The sequence below is a fragment of the Streptomyces sp. NPDC032745 genome, from assembly GCF_055579465.1.
Window position 1 is genome coordinate 562,603 of the sequence record NZ_JBVING010000002.1, and the last position, 21,951, is coordinate 584,553.

Consider the following 21,951-nt stretch of genomic DNA (forward strand, 5'->3'; position numbering starts at 1 on the left):
GTGGGTGTTGTCGTGCACCGGGCAGGAGTGCCACGTTCGAGAGTACTGTAATGGTATTCATTTTCATTAACGACCTCGGGGTGCGGTTCGCCGAGCCGCTCCCCCGCCCCCCAAGGAGCACCCACACCGTGGCGACCACACCCGCGCCGACAGCGGCCAAGACCGATGCCCCGCCCCCGCGTTCCGTCCTCCTGGACCCCGCGTTCCTGCGTCTGTGGGCGGGCACCACCGCCTCCGGCCTCGCGACCTGGGCCCTGCCCTTCGTCCTCGGGCTCGCCGTCCTGCACCGCGACCTCGGCGCCGCCGGCCTGGGCCTGGTCCTCGCCGCGCGCACCGCCGGCTTCCTCGCCGCCGTCACCGTCGGCGGCGTGCTGGCCGACCGGCACTCCCGCCGCGCGGTCGTCCTCTGGTCCGCCCTGGCGGCGGCGGTCGCCGCGCCCCTCCTCGCCGCCGGACTCGGGCGCTCGCTCGTGCTGATGACGGCCGCCGCCGCCCTCGCCGGCGCCGGACAGGGCGCCTGCCGCCCCGCGTTCCAGGCACTCACCGCCGAGACCGTCGAGCCCGGGCGCCGTCAGCAGGCCAACGCCGCCATGACCATGGCGGTACGCAGCTCCACCCTCGCCGGACCCGCCCTGACCGCCCTGCTCGCGGCCTTCCTCGACGTCGGGACGCTGCTGCTCGGCATCGGCCTGCTCTGGCTGGTCGCCGCGCTCGTCCCGGGCAAGGGCGCCGACACGACCGGGTCGGCCGCGGAACCCACCCCGCGCGCCGGTTTCCGCGCCGAATTCCTGGAGGGCATACGCGAGGCACGGCGCCATCCCTGGTTCCTCGCCGGACTCGGCGCCCTCGTCGCCGTCATCGCCCTCGGCTACTCCGCCACCAGCGTCGCGCTGCCCCTGATCAGCCGGGACCGCTACGGCACCGAGTGGGTGCTGGCCGCGGCCATGACCGCGTACACCCTGGGCGCGCTCGTCGGCGCCCTGGTCATCGCCCGTCGGCGGCCCCGCTCACCGGGCTGGGCCGCCCTCGCCGGGCTGGCCGCGTACGGCTTCGCCCCGCTGAGCCTGATGCTGCCCGTGCACCCGGTCGTGGTCGTCACCGCGTACGCCGTCGCCGGGATCGGCATCGAGCTGTTCAACGTGCCCTGGTTCACGGCCACCCAGCGCGAGGTCGCCCCGGACAAGCTGGCCCGCGTCTCCTCCCTGGACTTCCTCGTGTCGTACGGCCTGGCACCCGTCGGGCTCGCGCTGATCGCACCCGCCATCGGCGTCTTCGGGGTCACTGCCGTACTCGCCGCGTGCGCCGCCGCCTGCTTCCTCGTCCCGGCCGCGGCTGCGCTGGTACCCACCGCCCGCCACTTCGGGCGTACGGCCCCGGCCATGACGGACTGACCGCCGGCACCCGCGGCGCGCCCCGCCCCGGCCGGTCCGTCCTCACCCGGCCGGGGCACCCGTCGATGCCGCATCTGGCAAGCTGCGCTCCATGACCGCGCAGCAACCACTCGACTTCGCGCAGATCACCCGCCCCCGGGAACTGACTGCCGAACTCCGGGAACAGCTCGTCGACTGCTGGGTACGGGTGATCAACGCCGGAGGCGCCGTCATCCCCCGGGGGCTCCCCATGCCGCCGGTGAGCACCGGCCAGGCCGACCCGGCCCTGGGCCTGCTCGTCGCCGAGCTCGAGCCGCACCGCGCCCGGATGCTGATCGCCACCGTCGGCGGGAGGCTCGCCGGGTGGCTGATTCTGCGCCGTGACCCGCACCCCCTCGTCGCGCACTGCGGCGCCGTCAACCACGTCATGGCCCACCCCGAGTTCCGCGGCCGCGGCATCGGTACCGCCCTGATGCACCGGGTGCACGATCTCGCCCGGCAGGAGATGGGGCTGGAGCAGTTGCACATCGCCGTCCGGGCCGGGCTGGGGCTCGAGGAGTTCTACGCCCGTCTGGGCTGGCGCGAGATCGGGCGCTGGCCCGGCGGCCTGCGGGTTGCGCCCGGCGACGACCGTGACGAGATCCTCATGTACCTCGCCCTCCGAGCCGTCTGAGCCGTCTGAGCCGTCTGAGCCCGCCAAGTGCTCTGGCGCGCCCCGTCACGTTTCGGTCATCTCCCTCCATCACGCGTCCGAACCCGGCCAGCAGGGCAGGAACAGGGCCGCGAGGTAAATCGTCGTACGATCGGAGCGCGGGAGGAGCAGCTGCGATGGACACCGGCCCCCTGTACCTGGAACCGCGGTTGGCACCGCGGCTCGCTGCGCTGCTCGGCTCGGCCCCGTTCCTGCACATGCTCGTGGACGCCCTCGGCTCGCCCCTGAACGTCCTCGTGCCCGACCAGATGGCGGAGAACACCGAGGGCTTCCGCTCCGTCTACCGCCGCCACCGCCTCGGCGGGCACGTCTTCTTCGCCCACAAGGCGAACCGTGCCCGGTCTCTGGTCCGGCGGCTCACCACCGCGGACGCCGCCGTGGACGTGGCCTCCCTCGGCGAGCTCCGGCACGCCCTCGGCGACGGCTTCACCGCGGACCGCATCATGGCGACCGGTCCCAAGGATCCGGCGTTCCTCTGGCTCGCCGCGCGGTCGGGGGTCACCGTGAACGCCGACGGCCCCGGCGAGCTGGAGTCCTTGGCGGCACTCGTCCGGCGCCACGACCTGCCTCGTGCGCGCGTCCTGCTCCGCCTCTGCGAGTTCGAGACCTCGGGAGCCAGGATGCTGTCCCGCAGGAGCCGGTTCGGTACGTCCGTGAAGGCACTGGGCCCGCTGCTGGACCTCCTCGAACGCCACCGGGACTCCCTCGATCCGGTCGGCGTCGCGTACCACCTCGACACCACGAGCCCGGACGAGAAGGCCATCGCCCTCGAAGGCTGCCTGCGCGCCATGGACGACCTGCGATTACGGGGATTCCAGCCGCGCGCCGTGGACATCGGCGGCGGCTTCGGCGTCAGCTACCTCGCGCACGCCGGCCAGTGGGACCGCTACACGAGCGAGCTCACGGCCGCGGTGATGGGCCGCCGCCCGCCCCTTGCGTGGGGCGGCCACGGCTACGGTCTGCACTCCGAGGGCGGTACGCTCCGCGGCGCCCTGAGCCTGTACCCCGCCCACCGCCCGGTCGCCGGCGCCGCCTACCTCGACGCGCTCTTGTCACAGCCCGCCCCCACACTGGGCCGGCCGCTGGGCACCCTGCTGCTGGAGAGCCTCTGCGACCTGTACACGGAGCCGGGCCGGGCCCTCGCCGACCAGTGCGGGCTGTCTCTGGCCCGGGTCCTGGAGGTGCGGCACCGGGACGCGGGCCCTGCGTTCGTACGCCTCGCCATGAACGCGAGCGACGTCAGCCTGGAGGACCACGGGATCCTCATGGACCCCGTGGTCGTGCCCCGCGACGGCGCACCCGCCGGCCCGCAGGAGCCGGTCGGCGTCCACCTCATGGGCAACCTCTGTCTGGAAGCCGACCTGATCACCCGCAGAACGGTGTTCCTGCCGCGGCTGCCGAGGCCTGGAGACCTGCTCGGCTTCGCCAACACCGCCGGGTACTGCATGGACTTCAGTGCCACCCGCGCACAACAGCAGCCGGTGGCCCGCAAGGTGGCCGTCCGTCAGGAACGTCAGGAAGGACAGGACGGACACGAAGCGCAGGAGGGAGGCGCCTGGCGCTGGTGTCTGGACGAGGAGTACTGGCCGATCTAGGAGTACTGGCCGATCGAGGAGTACTGGCCGATCACCGATTCGGGGGGACAGTCATGAGGTACGACAGCATCACCGAGGCCATCGGCAACACCCCGCTGGTCCGTATCGATCCGGCCGTACACGGCCTGCGCCACATCGACGTCTACGCGAAGCTCGAGATGCTCAACCCCTTCGGTTCCGTCAAGGACCGGGCCGCCTGGAACATGGCCCGGTCCGGCCTGCCCGGCGCCCGGGAGCGCGGCGCGACGGTCGTCGAGCTGTCCAGCGGCAACACGGCCAAGGCCCTGGCCGTCATCGCGGGCATGCACGGGCTGTCGTTCAAGAGCGTCACCAACCGGATGCGCATACCCGAGGTCAAGGACCTGCTCCTGCTGCTGGGCGCCGAGATCGAGGAGCTGCCGGGCCGCAGCGAATGCCTGGACCCGACGGACACCGAGGACCCGCTGACCCTCTTCCACCAGAGGCTGAACCAGTCCGGCAGTGCCCACCTGCACACCGACCAGTACTTCAACGCGCTGAACACCGAGGCGCACGAGTCGGGTACGGGCCCGGAGATCGTGGCGGACCTGGACGGCCGGGCCCCGGACTGGTTCCTCGCCTGCGTCGGCACGGCGGGTTCCTCCACGGGCGTGGCACGGGCGTTGCGCGCCCATGATCCGGCCGTACGGGTGATCGGACTGGTGGGCGAGAAGTCGGACTTCATCCCCGGCATCCGCAACGTCGACGAGGTCCACGAGGTCGGCCTCTTCGACCCGGCCACGTACGACACGATCGAGTCGGTCAGCGCCGACGACGCCATCGACGGCATGCTGACCCTGGTCCGGCGCTGCGGGATCCTCGCCGGACCCACGGGCGGCGCCGCGTACCGGGGAACGGTCCGCCATCTGAAGCCGATCGACGCAGAGTTGACGGAGACGGACCGCAGGAGCGCGGTCTTCATCGTCTGCGACCGGGTGGAGAGCTATCTCGGCTACGTCAAACAGCGTCGCCCCGAGTTGCTGGGCCGCCCGCCCGCACGGAACTCCGTGACCGCTCTGACCGACACCGAGGTACGGGCGGCCCAGGTCATCGAGGTGGCCGACGCCCAGAAGTGGCTCGCAGCCGAGCGACCACTGGTGATCGACCTGCGCAGTTCCTTCGCCTACGCCGCGCTGCACATCGACGGATCGGTGAACATCGTCGACGAGCTCTTCGACGAACTCGTCCGGGGTGGGATGCCGTTCAGCACACGCCGGCCCGTCCTGCTGGCGTGCCCGGTGGGCGAGCAGTCGGCGCGCTACGCCGCCCTGCTGACCCGGATGGGCCATCCCGACGTACGCAGCCTCGCAGGAGGGATCATCGCGTGGCGGGACGCGGGCGCGCCGCTGGTGCGTGACTGACATGGCCGACGCCGACGCTCTCGAGGAACTGCGTTCCTGGCAGCGCCCGTTGCGCGCCCAGTTCCCGATCATCGTGGCGAACCCGGGGCTGGCCTACCTGGACAGCGCGGCGACCGCGCAGAAGCCGCAGGCCGTACTGGACGCCGTGCAGCACTACCTCACCACCTCCAACGCCAACGCGGGCCGCGGCTCGTACCCCTGGGCCAATGCGACGACGGCCGCGGTGGAGCGGGCCCGCGGCCGGGTCAAGGAGTTCCTGGGAGACCCCGAACAGGACCGGTCGTCGGTGCACTTCACCAGCGGGGCCTCCGAGGGGCTGCGGACCGTCGCCCTGGACTGGCTGGCGGGCCGGCTCACCGACGGGGACGAGATCGTCGTCCCGTTCGCCGACCACGAGGCGAACCTGTCGCCGTGGCTGGAAGTACGGGAGGTGCTGGCCCGGCAGGGCGTACGGATCCGGGTCCGGGAGCTGCCCTACCAGGACGGTTCCGGCGACTACGACCCGGCGGCACTCGCCGCCTCGGCCGGACCCCGCACCCGTTTCGTCGCGGCCACCCATGTGCACCACGTCTACGGCGCCGACATGAACGTGCACCGGATCCGCCGGGTGATCGGGCCGGACGTCCCGATCTGCCTCGACGCCGCGCAGAGCATCGGCCACCTGCCGTTCTCCGTTGCCGGACTCGACGTGGACTTCGTGGTGTTCTCCGGGCACAAGGCCCTGGCCCTGCCGGGCACCGGCGCGGTCTGGGCCCGTGGCCGACGGGGGCCGGAGTTCCGGCCGGGCGGCTGGGCCGGCACCCCGAACACCGTCGGCATCGCAAGCCTGACCGCCGCGCTCGACTGGCTCGACGCGGCCGGCACGGACCGGATCGAGGCGTGGACGGTGGCGCTGGCGGCCCGGTTGACGGACGGCCTGAGCGGGCTGGACGCGTACGAGGTGCTCGGCTGCCGCTCCAGCCTGGCGGCCGGTGCCGAAGTGCAGCGGCGGCGGAGCATCGTGGCGTTCCGGCACCGCGAGATCGAATCCCGCGATCTCGGGTTCATCCTCTACAGCCACGGATTCATGGTCCGCTCCGACGGACACTGCCAGGCGGGCGCCGAGGTGAAGGACGGATCGGTGCGGGTGAGCCTGCACGTGTACAACACGGCAGAGGAGATCGAAGCGTTGCTCACCACCCTCGCCAATCTGCAATGATTTTCATGTGGAGTTCAGGGCCGTGAGAACGGCAGAGGCGCGAGCGGACAGAAACATGAACGTGCACACGGTGGCGGCCGGCCGGTGGGTGGAACGCTGGGAGCGGCAGCAGCAGCGCTACGCAGTCGACCGCGAGGAGCGGTTCACCGTCATCTCCGACGTGGTCGAACGCGTGACGGCGGGCTGCGCGGCTCCCCTGCTCGTCGACCTGGGATGCGGGCCGGGGTCACTGGCGGCGCGCATGGCGGAGCGGATGCCCGCGGCCGAGGTCGTGGGCGTCGACGCCGATCCGCTGCTGCTGGAACTGGGGCGGGCGCACCACGGAGCGGCCCTGCGCTTCGCCGAGGCCTCGATCGGGGAGCCGGGCTGGCTCGACAGGCTCGCGCTGGACCGCCCGGTGGACGCCGCCGTCTCGACGACGGCCCTGCACTACCTCGGCGCGGACGCCCTGCGGCGGACGTACGAGGAGCTGGCCGGGTGCATCCGGCCCGGCGGAGTCCTCGTCAACGGCGACCATCTGGAACCGGACTCCCCCAAGGTCCACGAGCTCGCCGTCGACATCGGCCGGCGGCGCGCCGAGCGCCAGCAGGCCCTGGCGCACGAGGACTGGGAGTCGTGGTGGTCGGGGGTGCGGGCCGACCCCGAGCTGACGCCCCTCCTCGCCGCCCGCGACCGCAGCGCCCACCCGCGGTGCGAGGGGAACGACCTGACCCTCACCGACCACCTCGCGCTGCTGCGCGAGGCGGGCTTCGAGCACGTCGGCACCGTCTGGCAGTTCGGCAACAGCCACGTGGTGGTCGCGGTCCGCTGACCCCGCCGTCCCGACCCGGCCGCCCCTGTTCTGCGTACGGACCCGGAAGCAGGCCTCCGGTGACCCGGATGGGCCCTTCGGGGCAACCGGTGCGGGGGTGCCGCGCGGCGCCGGAGCGGGCTCTGCGGGAGCGGGATATCAGTGGTCGCAGACGGCGGTCGGCGGTGACCGCCACTGTCAGGAAGGGCGGGAGCCCGGTGGCCGTCAACCCCATTCCCGAGGGATACCCGCGGGTCACGCCGTACCTCTGTACCGACGGAGCCGCAGCCGCGATCGACTTCTACGTATCCGTGCTCGGCGCGACCGAGCGGATGAGGATGCCGGCGCCCGACGGCAGGATCGGCCACGCCGAGCTGGAGCTGGGCAACTCGGTCATCATGCTCGCCGACGAGTACCCGGAGATCGGATTCCGCTCGCCCAAGACGGTGGGCGGCACGCCCGTCACCCTGCACGTGTACGTCGACGACGTCGACGCCGTCTTCGCCGAGGCCCTCTCCCGCGGCGCCACGGAGGTGTCGCCGGTCAAGGACGAGTTCTACGGCGACCGCACCGGGCAGCTCGAGGACCCCTTCGGCCACCGCTGGAACATCGCCACGCACGTGGAGGACATCCCCCCGGCGGAGATGGAGAAACGGGCGAAGGAGGCCCTGGAGTCCATGCAGGACGGTGGCTGAACCGCCGGACATGCGGACGCCGGAGAGGCTGTGGGCCTCTCCGGCGTCCGCATGTGGGGCTGTGGGGGCTGCCGGCCCTCAGTGGGCGAGCTTCGCCTTCAGGTTCTGCAGGACCTCCTGCTTGATGTCCTGTGTGGTGACGGCGCCGCCGGTGCCGGTGCCGTTCCCGCCCACGGCGGTGGCGTCGCCGGTGTTGACGGCGTCGGCGCTGGCGTTGCCGCCGCGGGCGACACCGGTGGTGACCGTGCACCCGCCCTCGCAGTTGCCGACTCCGGCGTAGGCGCCGCCGCCCCGGGCGGTACCGCCGACGGTGGTGTTGCCGGCATGGGCGTTGCCGCCGACGCCGATGCCGTCGGCGCTGTCCTGGGGGAGCGTGACGGCCTGCTGCGGGGCGGCGGTCGGCGCGGCCATCGCGGTCGCCGGCAGCGCGACACCGCCGCCGATCAGCGCCACGGAGGCTCCGGCCAGGACGATACGACGGGTCCAGAAACGCTCAGACATGAGAATTCTCCATTCGGTATCAAAAAGTTCGCATTCCGCCCCGCGGAAAGTTCCGGGATATATTCCGGCTTCGTGTTCTCCGGGGCGTTCCTCGGTGAGGGCGCACTTCAAATAAACCCTGCGGGAGAACATGCGTCACGCCACTCGAACACGTGACTTGACGCCCAGAATCGATCTTGATACCGGGAAGCGCCGGAACACGCCGCGCTTCGCCAGATCCTGCTCGCGGCATGATCCACACGCTAACGTCGGCCTCGCATAAGCCCAGGGATCCCCGGCGTCTGCACAGCACCGGGCGTATCCAACCGGCAGCCTCAGCGCCCGCCTGCTTGGCCACAGGCGAAGACCTCGCACAAGAATCCCGGAGAATTCCGATGAACGAGCGTTCCTGGACCCGTCGTATCGTGCTGACCGCGGCTTCCGTGGCACTGGCCGGCGTCGTGGCCCTGCCGGCGACCGCGATGGCCGCACCGGCATCCCCTCAGTACGGCTACGCCAGCATCACCACCGCCGCAACCGACACCGCACCGAGCGCGTGCAGGGGGCTCTGCCACGACAGCAGCAACACCGCCGCGGGCAACGGTACCTCCGGCGTGTGCGAGGGGATCTGCCACGACAGCACCAATACGGCCGTGGGCGACGGTTCCTCCGGCGTGTGCCGGGGACTGTGCGACGGCAGCACCAATACGACCGTGGGGGCCGGCGCGTTCAACGAGTGCGCGGGCCTCTGCGGCACCAGCACCAACACCGCCGTGGGTGACGGCGCCTTCAACGTGTGCAGCGGTCTGTGCCACGACGCCGTCAACACCGCCGTGAGCGGCGAGTCTCTGAGCGGCACGTTCGACGCCATGAACTCGGTCGGGCAGGGCACGCGGGCCATGGGTGACGACGACAAGGGCACGGGGGGTGACGCCAGCGCCGTCAGCGGCAACGCCATTGCCGCGATCACCACGGTCGGCGGTACCGCCACCGGCGGGAACGCCAACTCGGGTGTCGGCACCTGCATCGGCAGGTGCACCATCACCACGGGTGCCGCGACGGGCGGCGCCGCCAGTGCCGACGCCCTCAACAGCGGCAACGCAACGGCCGTGACCGGTGAGGCGACGGCCACGGGCGGCAACGGCTGACCAGCCGGAGAAGCACGAAACAGACGCCGGAGAGGCTGAGGGCCTCTCCGGCGTCTGTGGTGTGGGGTCGATTTCCTGCCCTCAATTGCCGAGCTTCTGCTTCAGGTTCTCCTTGACCTGCGCCTTGATGCTCTGCTTGTTCACCTGGCCACCCGTGCCCTTGCCGTCGCCGCCCACGGCAGTGGCGTCGCCGGTGTTGACGGCGTCGGCACTGGCGTTGCCGCCGGTGGCGTTACCCGTGCTGATCACACACTTGCCCTTGCAGTTGCCGACGCCGCTGTTCGCGTTGCCGCCGGTGGCCTCGCCGCCGACCGTGGTGTTCTCGGCGTTGGCGTCGCCGCCGGTACCGATGCCGTCGGCGCTGTCGTCCTGGACGAGGTTGACGGCCTGCTGCGGGGCGGCGGCGGGTGCGGCCATGGCGGTCGCCGGCAGGGCGATGCCACCACCGACCAGCGCAACGGAAGCTCCGGCCAGGAAGATACGACGGGTCCAAAAGCGCTCAGACATGAGAATTCTCCATTCGGGATAAGAAAAGGCTGGTAAACCGTCTCCGGGAGATCCCCGGTGAGGGCGTACTTCAAATAAACCCGAAGCGAGAACGCGCGTCACGCCACTCGAACACGTGACTTGACGCCCAGAACCGATCTTGATACAAGGCTGCGCCATGCCCGGATGAACTCCTCCGGCCCTGTACGCAGCGGCTGCTGTCAAGTAACGAATAGCCGGGGCTATGGCCCCGTCCCCCCTCCCGGCACGGTGGAAATCGACCGTCCTGCTCAAGAGCAGGAGCGAAACACCATCCGGACCGGAGCCATTCATGTCCCGTCGTGCAGGGGTCTTCGTGACCCGCCGTCCACGGCTCGTCCTCTTTGCCGCGCTCGCCTTCCTCGTGCTGTCCGCCGTGTTCGGTGCAGGGGCAACCGGCCGACTGAAGACGCAGGGGTACGACGACCCCCGATCGGAGTCCAGCCGCGCCGCCCGCGTGGCGGCAGAACACCTGGGGGCGTCCCCCAACCTGGTCGTCGTCGCGCAGGCCCGCGGCGGTTCCGTCGACGACCCGGCAGCCCGCAGCGCGGGCGAGGCCCTGACCGGACGCCTTCGTACGCAACCGCACGTGAGCGCCGTGACCTCGTACTGGACCGGCAACGCGGCGGAGCTGCGCAGCCGGGACGGCCACGCGGCGATGCTCGTCGCGCACGTGGACGGCGAGGGGGAACAGCTCGGTGCGCGGGTCAAGCAGCTGAGCAAGGAGCTCACCACCCCGACGGCCGCCACGACGGCCCTCACGGTGCACGCCGGAGGACCGGCGCTCATCGACGCCGAGCTCCAGGACCTCTCGGAGTCCGACCTGAAGCGCGCCGAGTCCGTCGTGCTGCCGGGAACCCTGATCCTGCTGGTCCTGGTGTTCGGAAGTGCGGTGGCCGCGGCTCTGCCCCTGCTCATCGGGGTGCTGGCCATCGCCGGGACGCTGCTGGTCCTGAGCGTGCTCGGCGCCGTCACCGACGTGTCCGTGTTCGCGCTGAACCTCACCACCGCGCTCGGCCTGGGGCTGGGCATCGACTACGGGCTGCTGGTCGTCTCCCGGTTCCGCGAGGAACTCGCCGACGGACACGGTCCGCGCAGCGCCGCCCTCCGCACCGTGCGTACCGCGGGCCACACGATCCTCTTCAGTGCCGCCACGGTCTCCGCCGCGCTCGCGACGCTGCTGGTGTTCCCGCCCTACTTCCTGCGCTCCTTCGCCTACGCGGGCATCGCCGTCGTGGCGATCGCCGCGGTGAGCGCCGTCACCGTGTTGCCGGCCCTGCTCGCGCTGCTCGGAAAGCGGGTGAACGCCTTGGCCGTGCCGTGGCGCCGCCGGGCCCACGCCGGCTCGGAGTCGCGCTTCTGGCGGGGGCTGGCGCAGATCGTCGTACGCCGCCCGCTGATCGCGGCGCTGCCGGTGATCGGTCTGCTCGTGGTGCTCGCGGGGCCGTTCGCACACGCCGGATTCGCCACCCCTGACGAGCGGGCGCTGCCCGTGAGCTCGTCCAGCCGTCAGACCGGGGACCTGGTGCGCGGTGCGTTCGACATGAACGGCCCGAGCGCGCTCACGGTCGTCATGACGGGTACGGCGTCCCCGCCGGCCCGGGAGGACTACGCCCGCCGGCTGTCCGCGCTCCCGCACGTCGCCCAGGTCGCGGGGCCCGAGGGCAGCTTCCGGCACGGTGCGCGGGCAGCGGTCTCCGGATCCGCCGGATCCGCGGCCGGGCCCGCGGGCGACGGCCCGGCCCAGCTCTCCGTGGTGCCGCAGGTGGACCCCCAGTCGGGGGCCGCCCAGCAGCTCGTGCACGCCGTCCGCGCGACTCCCGCCCCGGCGGGCACCGACGTCCTCGTCGGCGGACCGAGCGCGGTCCTGGTCGACGCCAAGGCCACCGTGGGAGACCGGCTTCCGCTGGCGCTCTCCCTGATCACGCTCACCACGTTCGTGCTCCTGCTCGGCTTCACGCGCAGCCTGCTGCTGCCGCTGAAGGCCATCGCGCTGAACGCCCTGAGCCTCGCGGCCGTCCTCGGCGCGATGGTGTGGGTCTTCCAGACGGGCCATCTTCAGCACCTGCTCCATTTCACGCCCGGGCCACTCAGCACGACCATGCCGGTGCTGCTGTTCTGCATCGTCTTCGGGCTCTCGGTGGACTACGAGGTGTTCGTCCTCGCGCGCATCAAGGAGGCGCACGAGGCCGGGGAGGACAACACCAGCTCGATCGTCTCGGGCATAGCCCACACGGGCGGCATCGTCACGACCGCCGGTTCCCTCCTCGCGTTCACGCTCCTGAGCTTCGGCACCTCCCAGGTCTCGCTCCTGCAGTTCTTCGGAATCGGCGCAGGCCTCGGCGTCCTCCTCGACGCCACCCTCGTACGGGGCGTCCTCGTACCGGCGCTCATGCGCCTGGCCGGCGGCCTGAACTGGTGGGCGCCATGGCCGCTCGGGCGCAGGGTGCCTCATCCGGCGGCCGTTCCCCGCCCGGCCACGGCCGACAGGGGTGACCTGCGGTCCGCACCGCCCCACCTGCCCCCGCACCCCCGCACCGCTGACTCCCACGGTGCAGAGCCCGTCCCCACCGCCCTGGTGGCCGTCCGCCCGGGGCACCACGCAAAGGAAGAAGACCCGTCATGACCGACATCGCCATCACCGGACTCGGCTGCCGCTACCCCGGCGCCCCCGACATCCGCGCCTACTGGAAGCTCCTGCTGAGCGGGGAACGCCAGTTCTCCGCCGTCCCGGCGGAGCGCTGGAACCACGGCACCTTCCACGAGCCCGACAACCCGTCGGCCCCCCATGCCGCGTACACCGACCAGGTCGCCTTCCTGGATGCCGTGGACCGTTTCGCCGCCCCGCACTACGGGGTGCCCCCCGCCCGCGCCCGGGCGATGGACCCGCAGCACCGGCTGATGCTCGACGTCACCCGCGAGGCCCTCGACGACGCGGGGCTGGGCCGTGGCGACTTCGACCGCGAGAACACCGGGGTCTTCCTCGGCATATCGGTGTCCGACTACAAGGACCTCATGGCGGCCCCCCTCCGGGTCATCGCCCTGGCCGACGAGTCACCCGCGGCGGACCACCCCGGCGGTCTCGACGCCGCCAGGGAAGAGGCAGAACGGCTCGGCACGGTCCAGAGCTTCACGCTGCCCGGGAGCCTGCTCAACATGGCGGCGGGCACGGTCAGCCGGCAGTTCGACCTCGGCGGCCCCAGTTTCGCCGTCGACGCCGCCTGCTCCGGCTCACTGGTCGCCCTCGACCAGGCGATCGCCCACCTGGGCCAGGGCACCTGCCGCATCGCCGTCGTCGGCGGCGTGTACCTCAGCCTCACCCCCGACAGCCTGGTCGGCTTCTCCAAGCTCCGCGCACTCTCCGCGACCGGTGTGTGCCGCCCGTTCGACGGGGCGGCCGACGGCTTCGTCCTCGGCGAAGGCGCCGGCGCCGTCGTCATACGGCCGCTCGCGGACGCCCTCGCCGACGGCGACCGCGTCTACGCGGTGATCAGGGGCATCGGCTCGGCCAACGACGGCGCGTCCCCCGGACCGCTGACTCCCACCCCCGAAGGCCAGCTGCGCGCCATGCACCGGGCCTACGACGACGCCGGGGTCGCCCCCTCGTCCGTGGGCTTCATCGAGGCCCACGGAACCGGCACCACCGTCGGGGACCGTGCCGAGGTGGAGGCGCTGCGCCGGCTGCGCACCGAGTTCCCCGACGACGATCCCGCACTGTGCTACCTCGGGGCGGGCAAGGCCCTCATCGGGCACTCGCTGTCCGCCGCAGGCATCGCGGGGCTGATCAAGACGGCCCTGGTCGTCCACCACCGCACGATCGTGCCGCAGCCGGAGACCGCGCCCCATCCGGACCTGGGCATCGCCGCCGCGGGCCTGCGCTTCGCCGACACCGCGCGGCCCTTTCGGGCCACGGGCACCCCGCGCCGTGCCGCCGTCAGCTCGTTCGGTTTCGGCGGCACGAACGTCCACGTGGTCCTGGAGGAGCAGCCCGCCCCTGCCGTCGGCCACCCCGCCGGACGGGCCGAGGCCACCGGACCCCAGCTCGTCCTGCTCTCGGCAGGCAACCCTGAACTGCTGGACGAGCACATCGGCGACGTTCTCGACGCACTCGACACGGCGGACCGCCCCCCGTTGGCGGCCGTGGCCCACACCCTGGGCGCACGTGAGCCCCTGACCGCCCGGCTCGCGGTCGTCGCCGCCGACACCGACGCGTTCGTCCGGCGGCTGCGCGACGCCCGTCGCCAGCTCGCCGACGGCGCCCGGGGCGACCTCGGCGACGGCGCCTTCGCCGCCGACGCTCCCCTGCCCCCCGCCCAGCGCCGCATCGCCTTCCTCTTCCCCGGGCAGGGCAGTCAGCGGCCGGGCATGATGCAGGACCTCTACGGGAGGTTCACCGGCTTCCGGGCCACCGTCGACGCACTCAGCGCCGTGGCCCGGCGGAACATCGGCTTCGACCTCACCGATCTGCTGTACGGCGAGGCCCCGGCCGGCGAGGGCGACGACCAGGAGCTCAGGCAGCGGCTCGCCGCCACCGACGTGTGTCAGCCGCTGCTCGGTACCGTCCAGATCGCCGCCACCCACCTCCTCGCCGACTGCGGCCTCGCGCCCGACCTCACCCTGGGCCACAGCGTCGGAGAGTTCGCCGCGGCCGCAGCGGCCGGAGCCCTCACCGACGAGGCCACCGTCCGGCTGCTGGGCCACCGCGGCGCAGCCCTCCGACGGGCCGAGACCGGCTCCCGGGGCGGGATGCTCGCCGTGCAGGGCGACGAGGAGACCTGCCGTCGGCTCATGGCCGGCATCGGCGACGTGTGGCTCGCGTGCTTCAACCAGCCGCGGCAGCTCGTGGTCAGCGGCTCGCTGCGGGGACTCGCCATCATGCGGCGCGCGTGTGCCGAGGCCGGTGTCGTCACGCTGCCCCTCGAGGTGTCGGGCGCCTTCCACTCGCCGCGGTTCGCCGCCGCCGACGAGGCCTTGAGCGCGTACCTCGCCGACCGGCCCCTCGGCAGTCCCGCCCTGCCGTTCGTATCGTCCGTGGACGGGGCGGTCTGCGCCGACGCCGACCGGCTGCGTGAGCTGTGGTCCCGGCACGCGTCCGCGCCGGTCCGCTTCGGCGATGCCGTCCGGACCGCCTACGACCAGGGGGCCCGCGTCTTCCTCCAGGTGACCGGCGGCAGCTCGCTGCTCACCTCGGTCCGCCGCAACCTCACCGGGCACGGCGATGTCCACGCCGTCGCCGCCGCAGAGGCGGAGCCGGACGGCGGACGCGGGTTCGTCCGGGCCCTCGCCCGGCTCGCGGTCCTGGGCGCCCCGGTCGACCCGCGCGCCCTGGTTCCCATGGAAGCCCGCCGTCTGCTGGACCTGCCGGTGGCCAGGCTCGACACCCAGTCCTACTGGGTGCGGGGCAAGCGTCCCGCACCGCAGGACACCCCCGCCGCCGTCCTCCCGCCCCGGCCCGCACCGCCCCAGGAGAACTCGATGAATGCCCCGATGCACGACCCGGTGAACGACCCGGTGAACGAACTGCTCCAGCTGGTCCGGCAGCAGGTGACGCTGCTCGGCCGCCTCACCGAGGCGCTCCCCGTGCAGCACCACGCCCCACAGGTCACCGCCCCGGCCGCGGCAGTACCCGTACCCGTGCCGGCTGCCCCGGCCAGTCCCGCCCCGGCCGACGAGGAGCCGTCAGCGGCCCCGGGTGCCGACGAGGTCACCGACGCCGTGCTCGCGCACGTGGCCCGGATCAGTGCGTTCCCGGTGAGTCATCTGCGGGGCGACCAGCTGCTGATCGACGATCTCGGCTTCGACTCGCTCATGCTGACCGATCTGTTCACCTCCCTCCATCGGCAGTGGCCGCAGTGGACGTTCGACGAGAGGGCTGCCGACCGGCCGACCGCCGGGAGAATCGCCGCGCTGATCTCGGGCGGCTCCGCGGACACCGCACCGGCGGCCGTCCCCGTACAGCGCGCCGACCACGGCGACGAAGCCCCGGCCCCGCCCCCCTGCGACCTGCCCGAGGAGCAGACGCGGATCGAGTGCTTCCCGGAGGTCACCGCCCACGGTGAGCGTTTCGCCACGCTCGCCCGGATGGGTCTGCCGAATCCGTACTTCCTCGTCCACGAGGGCGGCATCACGGACACGACCGTCGTCGACGGCCGGGAACTCGTCTCGTTCTCCAGCTACAACTACCTGGGCATGGCCACGCACCCCGAGGTGACCGGGGCGGCCAAGGAGGCGATCGCACGCTGCGGCACGTCCGTGTCCGCCAGCCGGCTGCTGTCCGGCAGCCGTCCGCTCCACCTGGAGCTCGAGAGGGAACTCGCCGGCCTGCTCGGATGCGAAGCCGCGATCACCCTGGCCAATGGGCATGCCACCAACGTCACCGTGATCGGGCACCTCGTCGGACCGGGAGACCTCGTCATCCACGACTCCCTCGCCCACGACAGCATCCTGCAGGGATGCAAGCTCTCCGGCGCGACCCGGCGTCCGTTCCCGCACAACGACGCCGCCGCACTCGACGCGGTCCTCGGCCAGGTCCGCCACCAGTACCGGCGGGTACTCGTCGTCATCGAGGGCGTGTACAGCATGGACGGCGACATCGCCGACCTGCCCGCCCTCGTCGAGGTCAAGCGCCGGCACGGCGCGCTGCTGATGATCGACGAGGCGCACAGCATCGGGACGATCGGCGCGACCGGGCGCGGCATCGGCGAGTACTGCGGCGCCGACCGCTCGGCCGTCGACCTGTGGTCGGGCACGCTCTCCAAGGCGCTGGCGAGCTGCGGCGGCTACGTCGCCGGGAGCCGCTCGGTCGTCGAGTACCTGCGCTACACCGTTCCGGGCTTCGTCTACAGCGCCGGCATGACCCCGGCCGACACCGCGGCGTCGCTGACGGCCGTGCGACTGCTGCGTGCCGAGCCGCAGCGCGTGGCGCGGCTTGCGGAGAACGCCGCGCTGTTCGTCCGCCTCGCGCGCGATGCGGGCGTCGACGTCGGGGACAGTCAGGACACCCCGGTGGTCCCGTGCATCGTCGGGGACTCGATGAAGACCCTGCGGCTCGCCGAGGCCATGTTCCAGCAGGGCATCAGCGTCAATCCCATCCTCTATCCGGCCGTACCCGAGGAAATGGCCCGGCTGCGCTTCTTCATCACCTGTGACCACACCTGCGACCAGATCCGTCACGCCGTGACCGCGCTGGGCCACGAGCTGCGGCACCTGGACCAGGCCGTGGCCGCCTGACCCCCGCTGCCATGGACACCACCTTCCCGCCGATCACGCCGGGCCACGTCCACCGATGGGGCGGAGCCGGCCTGGTCGTGGCCCACCGCCCGGGCCCGTGGCAGGCAGCGCCTGCGTCACCGCTTCTCCCGCCGCGCCTCTCACCGGCCGAACGGCGCGTGGTCCACGCGCTGCCGGCGTGGCGGCAGACCGAGTGGGTGGCCGGTCGCGTGCTCGCCAAGCGACTGGTCGCAGATGCCGTCGGCGCGCCGGCGGACGACGTGGAGATCCTCCCGCGTGACGACGGCAGTCCGTACGTCGTCGTCGGCGGCAGCCCGGTGCCGGACGTGAACGTCTCCATCAGCCACACCGCCCGGCACATCGCCGCGGCGCTCGCACCGGAACCGGTCGGAGTCGACCTGTGCGGGACGGAATCGGCGGCCGCGGTCCGCCGTGTCGGGGCCCACGTCTTCTCTCCCCCGGAACTCACCCTCATCGGTACGGACCGGCCTGATGTCCTGGCCGGAGCCTGGGCGCTCAAGGAAGCCGCGGTCAAGGCCGACCGCAGCGGCGTCTTCGGCGACGCTCCGCGCCGCATCCGCATCACCGGCCTTTGGCCTCCCGTACTCAGCGGACGGCGCCGCGCGATGCTGTGGCAGGCGGGGGACGCAGTCCTCGCCCTCGTCATCGCGCACCCCGCCCCGTCACCGAGCGTCCCGGCAGCCGCCTCCTCGCGGCCGGACGACTGAGCGCCCCCCTTGGCAGCACTGCGTTGGTGCTCATTGCCCTGCCGGATCATGCTTGTCAGTGGAGCGCCTGGCCGTGCAGGGGTTGCCGTGGGACAGCGGCAGAGGAACTAGCGAGGGCGAGATGAGCGGCGATGGAGCAACTTCCCAGCTTTCCTGGTGAGCGGCCGGAGGAAACGAACGCCTCCCTCGAGTCGGCATACACGGCCACGGCCACCATCAGCGAGCAGGGCATCGTGACGGAGTGGAGTGACGAAGCCCGTCGGCTGCTGGGGTACACGCCGTCGGAGGTCGTGGGGGTGCCCGCCGCCGACCTGCTCGCCGACGGCCCCGGGGGCGATGCGGCCCGGCTCCCGGCCGGCCGGGAGCGGTGGAGCGGCACCGTGGCACTGCGGCACCGGGACGGCCGGCGGGTGGAACTGGGACTGCTCGCGCACCCTCGGACGTCCACCGCAGGGAGCGCCCAGTGGCTCGTGGTGTCCGCCGTGCCGGGCAAGCCCGGCACACCCTGGGACGAACCGCTGCAGGAGTGGGCGTTCACCCAGTCCCCCTGCTTCCTGGCGGTCTTCGACGCGGACCTGCGGCTGGTCCGGGCGAATGCCGGCATGGAGCGCACGCTGTCCCTCACGGAAGCAGAGATGCGCGGGCTGCGGCTGCCGGAGATCGCGCCTGATCCCGTGAGCGACGAGACCGAGCGGAGGATGCGCCTCGTCCTGACGACCGGTGAGCCGCAGTACCTGGACTCCTTCGTCCGTTCCACGGGTGCGGGCACGGAGCACGGCTGGGCGACCTCGCTGGCCCCGCTGTGCGACCCGGACGGCCGGGTGCGTGCCGTGTCCTTGGCCGCGCACGAGAGGACCGCGAGCGAAGGTGACCGGCAGCGGATCCTCGTGCCGGACGTCGCGGACGCCCGCATCGGCACCACCCAGGACAACACCCGTACCGCGCAGGAGGTGGCCGACGTCGCCGTCCCCCGGCTGGCCGATTTCGCGTTCGTCGACCTGCTGGACCCTCCCCCGCGCGAGGACGAGCCGTCCGCCGGCCCCGCATCGGGGCCGGTCACCGTGTGCCGTACCGCTGTGCGGTCGGTCCTCGAAGGAAACCCGGAGTCCCAGGTCGCGGTCGGCGGGACGACCAGCTATCCGCCGCTGTCACCGCCGGCCGAGTGTCTGGCCACAGGGCGTGGCGCCGTGTACGGGCCGACCGACCCGGCCCTCGCCCAATGGGTGGCCGCGGACGAGAGGGCCGCCGCGTGGATCAGCGAGTACGGGACCCACTCCGTGATGGTGGTGCCGCTGCGGGCCGGCGGTGTCACCTTCGGCGTGGCGGTCTTCGGCCGTCACCGGCGCGGTGACCCCTTCCAGCCGGACGACCTGCGGCTGGCCGAGGAGCTCGCGACCAGGGCGGCCGTCAGCATCCACGAGGCGCGAGGGTCCTCGCGGGAGCACACCACCACGATGACCCTGCAGCGCAGCCTGCTGCCGCACACGCTGCCCACCCAGGCGGCACTGGAGATCGCCTCCCGCTATCTGCCCGCAGGTACGGCGGCCGGCCTGGGCGGCGACTGGTTCGATGTGATCCAGCTGTCCGGTGCACGGGTGGCCCTGGTCGTGGGCGACGTCGTCGGCCACGGCATCCGCGCCGCCGCCACCATGGGCCGGCTGCGCACCGCGGTCCGTACCCTGGCCGACGTCGACCTGCCGCCCGACGAGCTGCTCACCCACCTCGACGACCTCATCATCCACCTGTCCGCCGACGAGGCCGACGGGGGCGGCGTCGGGGAAGCCGCGGGAGGCATCGGCACCACGTGCCTGTACGTGGTCTACGACCCGGTCACCTGCCGCTGCACCGTCGCCCGGGCCGGCCATCCCCCGCCCGCCGTGGTCTCCCCCGACGGCTCCGTGTACCTCCTCGACGTCCCGGCCGGGCCGCCGCTGGGCCTGGGAGGCCTGCCCTTCGAGACCGTCGAGGTGGAGCTTCCCGAGGGGAGCATCCTCGCCCTTTACACCGATGGCCTGCTGCAAGCGCGCGAGCACGACATCGACGAGGCCCTGGACAACATGTTCGCGGCCCTCACCCGTCCCGCCACCACGCTGGAGACGGTGTGCGACCGCGTACTGACCGCCCTGCTGACCCACCGTCCCGATGACGACGTCGCCCTGCTCGTCGCCCGGACCCGGGCCCTGCATTCCGACAGGGTCGTCGTCTGGGACCTGTCCCCCGACCCCGCGATCGTCGCCGATGCGCGTCGGAGCACCACCGACCAGCTGGCGGCCTGGGGTCTCGAGGAGGCCTCCTTCGTCACCGAGCTCCTGGTCAGCGAGCTGGTCACCAATGCCATCCGCTACGGCGAGCCGCCCATCCAGCTGCGGCTGATCCACGAGAACAGCACCCTGATCTGCGAGGTCTCCGACACGAGCAGTACGGCCCCGCACATGCGGCGCGCCCGGACCTTCGACGAGGGAGGGCGGGGCCTGCTGCTGGTCGCCCAGCTTGCCCAGCGCTGGGGCACCCGGCACGCCCCGATCGGCAAGACCATCTGGGCCGAGCAGTCCCTCATCGGGTTCTAAGGACGCCGAGCACTCCGTGGTGGTGCGGTGTGCGCGGACGAACGGGAAGACGGGCCCTGTCACACGCCTGTGACAGTCGGCGGACACCGTCGTGAAGGTGCGGGCGCAGGATTTTAAACAGAACAAACCGGACATTCAGGTACATGTCCAACTGCTTCCGAGGGCGCGAGCAGAGATGACCGATCCGATCCGTCGGAGGGAAATCCCATGAGCCTCACCCTCACCACCCCGCAGACCGAGACCACCGCCCTGGCCCTCGCCCCCCGCGAGCAGGAGGCACTGGGCCACATCGCCGCCGGCCGCACCTACCTGCAGACGGCCCGCCACATGGGACTCTCCAAGCACACCGTCGACGCCTACCTCCGCCGCATCCGCGCCAAGCTGGGCATCAACAGCACCGCCGAACTGACCCGACTGGCCATCTCCCTCGGACTGTGACGCCCCGCCGCCACCCGCTCGCACGGAGGGCAGTCGCCTACAGCGCGCCGGGCGGGCGCGCGAAGACCGGCCGGGCCCAGAGCGGAGGATCCGGTGTCTGCACCGGGCCCTCCGCTCTGGGCCCGGCCGGCCGCGCATCCGCCCCGGACGGCGGGCCGGCGAGCTGGGGGACGCCGGTCGCGGTGGCGACGCGCAGGGCCGCGACGAATTCCAGGCAGGAGTCGTAGCGGTCCTCGGGGATCTTCGCCAGGGCCTTGGCCAGGACCTCGTCCGCGGCGGGCGGGATTCCCGGCCGCCGTTCGGTCAGGGGAGGCGGGGGGTCGTACTGGTGCGCCCACAGCAGCGCCGCATCCTCGTCGCGCTCGAAGGGCGGTCCGCCCGCGAGGGTCTCGTACACGACGCAGGCGAGGCTGTAGAGATCGCACCTGCCGTCCAGCGACCGGCCGGAGATCTGCTCCGGGGCCATGTACCCGAGCGTGCCGAGGAACTCGCCCGTCGTGGTGATTCCGGTGGCCGACCGCGCATTCTTCGTCAGTCCGAAGTCCGTGAGATAGACATGCTCGGGGTGCTCGCTGTCGGTGCCCGGGGCGATCAGGATGTTGCCGGGTTTGACGTCTCGGTGCACCAGATCGTGCTCATGGGCCGCATCGAGGGCTGACGCCACCTGCGCTGCGATGCGGACGGCGGTCGCCACGGGGAGCGGACCGTCCCGGTCCAGCATGGCCCGCAGGTCCAGGCCGGAGACGTAGCGCATGGCGAGGTACAGGACGCCGTCGGTCTCACCGGCTTCGAAGATCGGCACGATGTGCGGGTGGTCGATCGACGCGGCGACGCGCGATTCCCTGGTGAAACGGCGCCGGAAGGTTTCGTCGCGGGCGCGCTCCGGGGCGATCAGCTTGAGCGCCACCATGCGGTCCAGGTTCAGGTCCCGCGCGCAGTAGACGACGGCCATGCCGCCGCGGCCGATCATGCGCTCGACCCGGTAACCCGCGATCTGCTTCCCGATCAGGCCGGAGGGTCGGCCCGCGTAGAGGCTCAAGTCCGATGCCGTGCCCATCAGGCACCACCCTCACCCGGCCACCCGGCGACGGCTCGC

The 21,951-nt window shown here is 72.2% G+C and carries 16 protein-coding genes; 13 read left to right on the forward strand and 3 right to left on the reverse strand.

Annotation, left to right across the window (positions count from 1 at the left end; all coding sequences use genetic code 11):
- The first annotated feature begins 206 nt into the window (after nt 1–206).
- The 7 genes from ACZ5WG_RS06735 (at nt 207) to ACZ5WG_RS06765 (ending at nt 7,739) form a co-directional block, all read left to right on the forward strand.
- Nucleotides 207–1,391 (forward strand): MFS transporter, encoded by a 1,185-nt coding sequence (locus tag ACZ5WG_RS06735; protein WP_468721467.1) that lies wholly within the window; start codon nt 207–209, stop codon nt 1,389–1,391.
- Between the two features lie 91 nt (nt 1,392–1,482).
- Nucleotides 1,483–2,043, forward strand: coding sequence for a GNAT family N-acetyltransferase (locus ACZ5WG_RS06740; RefSeq protein ID WP_468721164.1), 561 nt, complete (start codon nt 1,483–1,485; stop codon nt 2,041–2,043).
- Between the two features lie 155 nt (nt 2,044–2,198).
- On the forward strand, nt 2,199–3,677 hold the full coding sequence (locus ACZ5WG_RS06745) for a Y4yA family PLP-dependent enzyme (protein WP_468721165.1): 1,479 nt from the start codon (nt 2,199–2,201) through the stop codon (nt 3,675–3,677).
- 53 nt (nt 3,678–3,730) lie between these two features.
- Nucleotides 3,731–5,056 (forward strand): pyridoxal-phosphate dependent enzyme, encoded by a 1,326-nt coding sequence (locus tag ACZ5WG_RS06750; RefSeq protein ID WP_468721167.1) that lies wholly within the window; start codon nt 3,731–3,733, stop codon nt 5,054–5,056.
- Between the two features lies 1 nt (nt 5,057).
- A complete protein-coding gene (locus ACZ5WG_RS06755) occupies nt 5,058–6,254 on the forward strand; it encodes an aminotransferase class V-fold PLP-dependent enzyme (RefSeq protein ID WP_468721168.1) in 1,197 nt (398 codons plus the stop codon).
- 55 nt (nt 6,255–6,309) lie between these two features.
- The gene (locus ACZ5WG_RS06760; RefSeq protein WP_468721170.1) at nt 6,310–7,065 is read left to right on the forward strand and encodes a class I SAM-dependent methyltransferase; all 756 of its coding nucleotides are present in this window, start codon (nt 6,310–6,312) and stop codon (nt 7,063–7,065) included.
- A gap of 164 nt (nt 7,066–7,229) precedes the next feature.
- Nucleotides 7,230–7,739 (forward strand): VOC family protein, encoded by a 510-nt coding sequence (locus ACZ5WG_RS06765; protein WP_468721172.1) that lies wholly within the window; start codon nt 7,230–7,232, stop codon nt 7,737–7,739.
- Between the two features lie 78 nt (nt 7,740–7,817).
- Here the strand turns inward: ACZ5WG_RS06765 and ACZ5WG_RS06770 are convergent, their stop codons facing one another.
- Entirely contained in the window at nt 7,818–8,240 is a 423-nt protein-coding gene (locus tag ACZ5WG_RS06770) for a hypothetical protein (RefSeq protein WP_468721173.1), read from the reverse strand.
- A 374-nt stretch (nt 8,241–8,614) separates the two neighbouring features.
- Between ACZ5WG_RS06770 and ACZ5WG_RS06775 the strand changes: the two genes are divergently transcribed.
- Nucleotides 8,615–9,367, forward strand: coding sequence for a hypothetical protein (locus ACZ5WG_RS06775; RefSeq protein WP_468721174.1), 753 nt, complete (start codon nt 8,615–8,617; stop codon nt 9,365–9,367).
- A gap of 81 nt (nt 9,368–9,448) precedes the next feature.
- Here the strand turns inward: ACZ5WG_RS06775 and ACZ5WG_RS06780 are convergent, their stop codons facing one another.
- On the reverse strand, nt 9,449–9,874 hold the full coding sequence (locus tag ACZ5WG_RS06780; protein ID WP_468721175.1) for a hypothetical protein: 426 nt from the start codon (nt 9,872–9,874) through the stop codon (nt 9,449–9,451).
- A 310-nt stretch (nt 9,875–10,184) separates the two neighbouring features.
- Between ACZ5WG_RS06780 and ACZ5WG_RS06785 the strand changes: the two genes are divergently transcribed.
- The 5 genes from ACZ5WG_RS06785 to ACZ5WG_RS06805 all read left to right on the forward strand — a co-directional run bounded on the left by ACZ5WG_RS06785 (nt 10,185) and on the right by ACZ5WG_RS06805 (nt 20,855).
- The gene (locus ACZ5WG_RS06785; RefSeq protein ID WP_468721176.1) at nt 10,185–12,518 is read left to right on the forward strand and encodes an MMPL family transporter; all 2,334 of its coding nucleotides are present in this window, start codon (nt 10,185–10,187) and stop codon (nt 12,516–12,518) included.
- A complete protein-coding gene (locus ACZ5WG_RS06790; protein WP_468721178.1) occupies nt 12,515–17,122 on the forward strand; it encodes a type I polyketide synthase in 4,608 nt (1,535 codons plus the stop codon). The genes ACZ5WG_RS06785 and ACZ5WG_RS06790 overlap by 4 nt, the downstream gene beginning before the upstream one ends.
- Before the next feature lie 11 nt (nt 17,123–17,133).
- Entirely contained in the window at nt 17,134–17,850 is a 717-nt protein-coding gene (locus ACZ5WG_RS06795) for a 4'-phosphopantetheinyl transferase family protein (protein ID WP_468721179.1), read from the forward strand.
- 131 nt (nt 17,851–17,981) lie between these two features.
- Nucleotides 17,982–20,417 carry a SpoIIE family protein phosphatase gene (locus ACZ5WG_RS06800; RefSeq protein ID WP_468721180.1) on the forward strand — a complete coding sequence of 812 codons (2,436 nt, stop codon included), beginning with the start codon at nt 17,982–17,984 and terminating at the stop codon, nt 20,415–20,417.
- Between the two features lie 207 nt (nt 20,418–20,624).
- Nucleotides 20,625–20,855 carry a response regulator transcription factor gene (locus ACZ5WG_RS06805; RefSeq protein ID WP_266669313.1) on the forward strand — a complete coding sequence of 77 codons (231 nt, stop codon included), beginning with the start codon at nt 20,625–20,627 and terminating at the stop codon, nt 20,853–20,855.
- A 37-nt stretch (nt 20,856–20,892) separates the two neighbouring features.
- Here the strand turns inward: ACZ5WG_RS06805 and ACZ5WG_RS06810 are convergent, their stop codons facing one another.
- Entirely contained in the window at nt 20,893–21,912 is a 1,020-nt protein-coding gene (locus ACZ5WG_RS06810) for a serine/threonine-protein kinase (RefSeq protein ID WP_468721182.1), read from the reverse strand.
- Between the last annotated feature and the right edge of the window lie 39 nt (nt 21,913–21,951).

Coding starts and splice junctions, on each gene's coding strand:
- ACZ5WG_RS06740 (WP_468721164.1), top strand. CDS start 1,483: ATGACCGCGCAGCAACCACTCGACTTCGCGCAGATCACCCGCCCCCGG.
- ACZ5WG_RS06745 (WP_468721165.1), top strand. CDS start 2,199: ATGGACACCGGCCCCCTGTACCTGGAACCGCGGTTGGCACCGCGGCTC.
- ACZ5WG_RS06750 (WP_468721167.1), top strand. CDS start 3,731: ATGAGGTACGACAGCATCACCGAGGCCATCGGCAACACCCCGCTGGTC.
- ACZ5WG_RS06755 (WP_468721168.1), top strand. CDS start 5,058: ATGGCCGACGCCGACGCTCTCGAGGAACTGCGTTCCTGGCAGCGCCCG.
- ACZ5WG_RS06760 (WP_468721170.1), top strand. CDS start 6,310: ATGAACGTGCACACGGTGGCGGCCGGCCGGTGGGTGGAACGCTGGGAG.
- ACZ5WG_RS06770 (WP_468721173.1), bottom strand. CDS start 8,240: ATGTCTGAGCGTTTCTGGACCCGTCGTATCGTCCTGGCCGGAGCCTCC.
- ACZ5WG_RS06775 (WP_468721174.1), top strand. CDS start 8,615: ATGAACGAGCGTTCCTGGACCCGTCGTATCGTGCTGACCGCGGCTTCC.
- ACZ5WG_RS06780 (WP_468721175.1), bottom strand. CDS start 9,874: ATGTCTGAGCGCTTTTGGACCCGTCGTATCTTCCTGGCCGGAGCTTCC.
- ACZ5WG_RS06785 (WP_468721176.1), top strand. CDS start 10,185: ATGTCCCGTCGTGCAGGGGTCTTCGTGACCCGCCGTCCACGGCTCGTC.
- ACZ5WG_RS06790 (WP_468721178.1), top strand. CDS start 12,515: ATGACCGACATCGCCATCACCGGACTCGGCTGCCGCTACCCCGGCGCC.
- ACZ5WG_RS06795 (WP_468721179.1), top strand. CDS start 17,134: ATGGACACCACCTTCCCGCCGATCACGCCGGGCCACGTCCACCGATGG.
- ACZ5WG_RS06800 (WP_468721180.1), top strand. CDS start 17,982: ATGGAGCAACTTCCCAGCTTTCCTGGTGAGCGGCCGGAGGAAACGAAC.
- ACZ5WG_RS06805 (WP_266669313.1), top strand. CDS start 20,625: ATGAGCCTCACCCTCACCACCCCGCAGACCGAGACCACCGCCCTGGCC.
- ACZ5WG_RS06810 (WP_468721182.1), bottom strand. CDS start 21,912: ATGGGCACGGCATCGGACTTGAGCCTCTACGCGGGCCGACCCTCCGGC.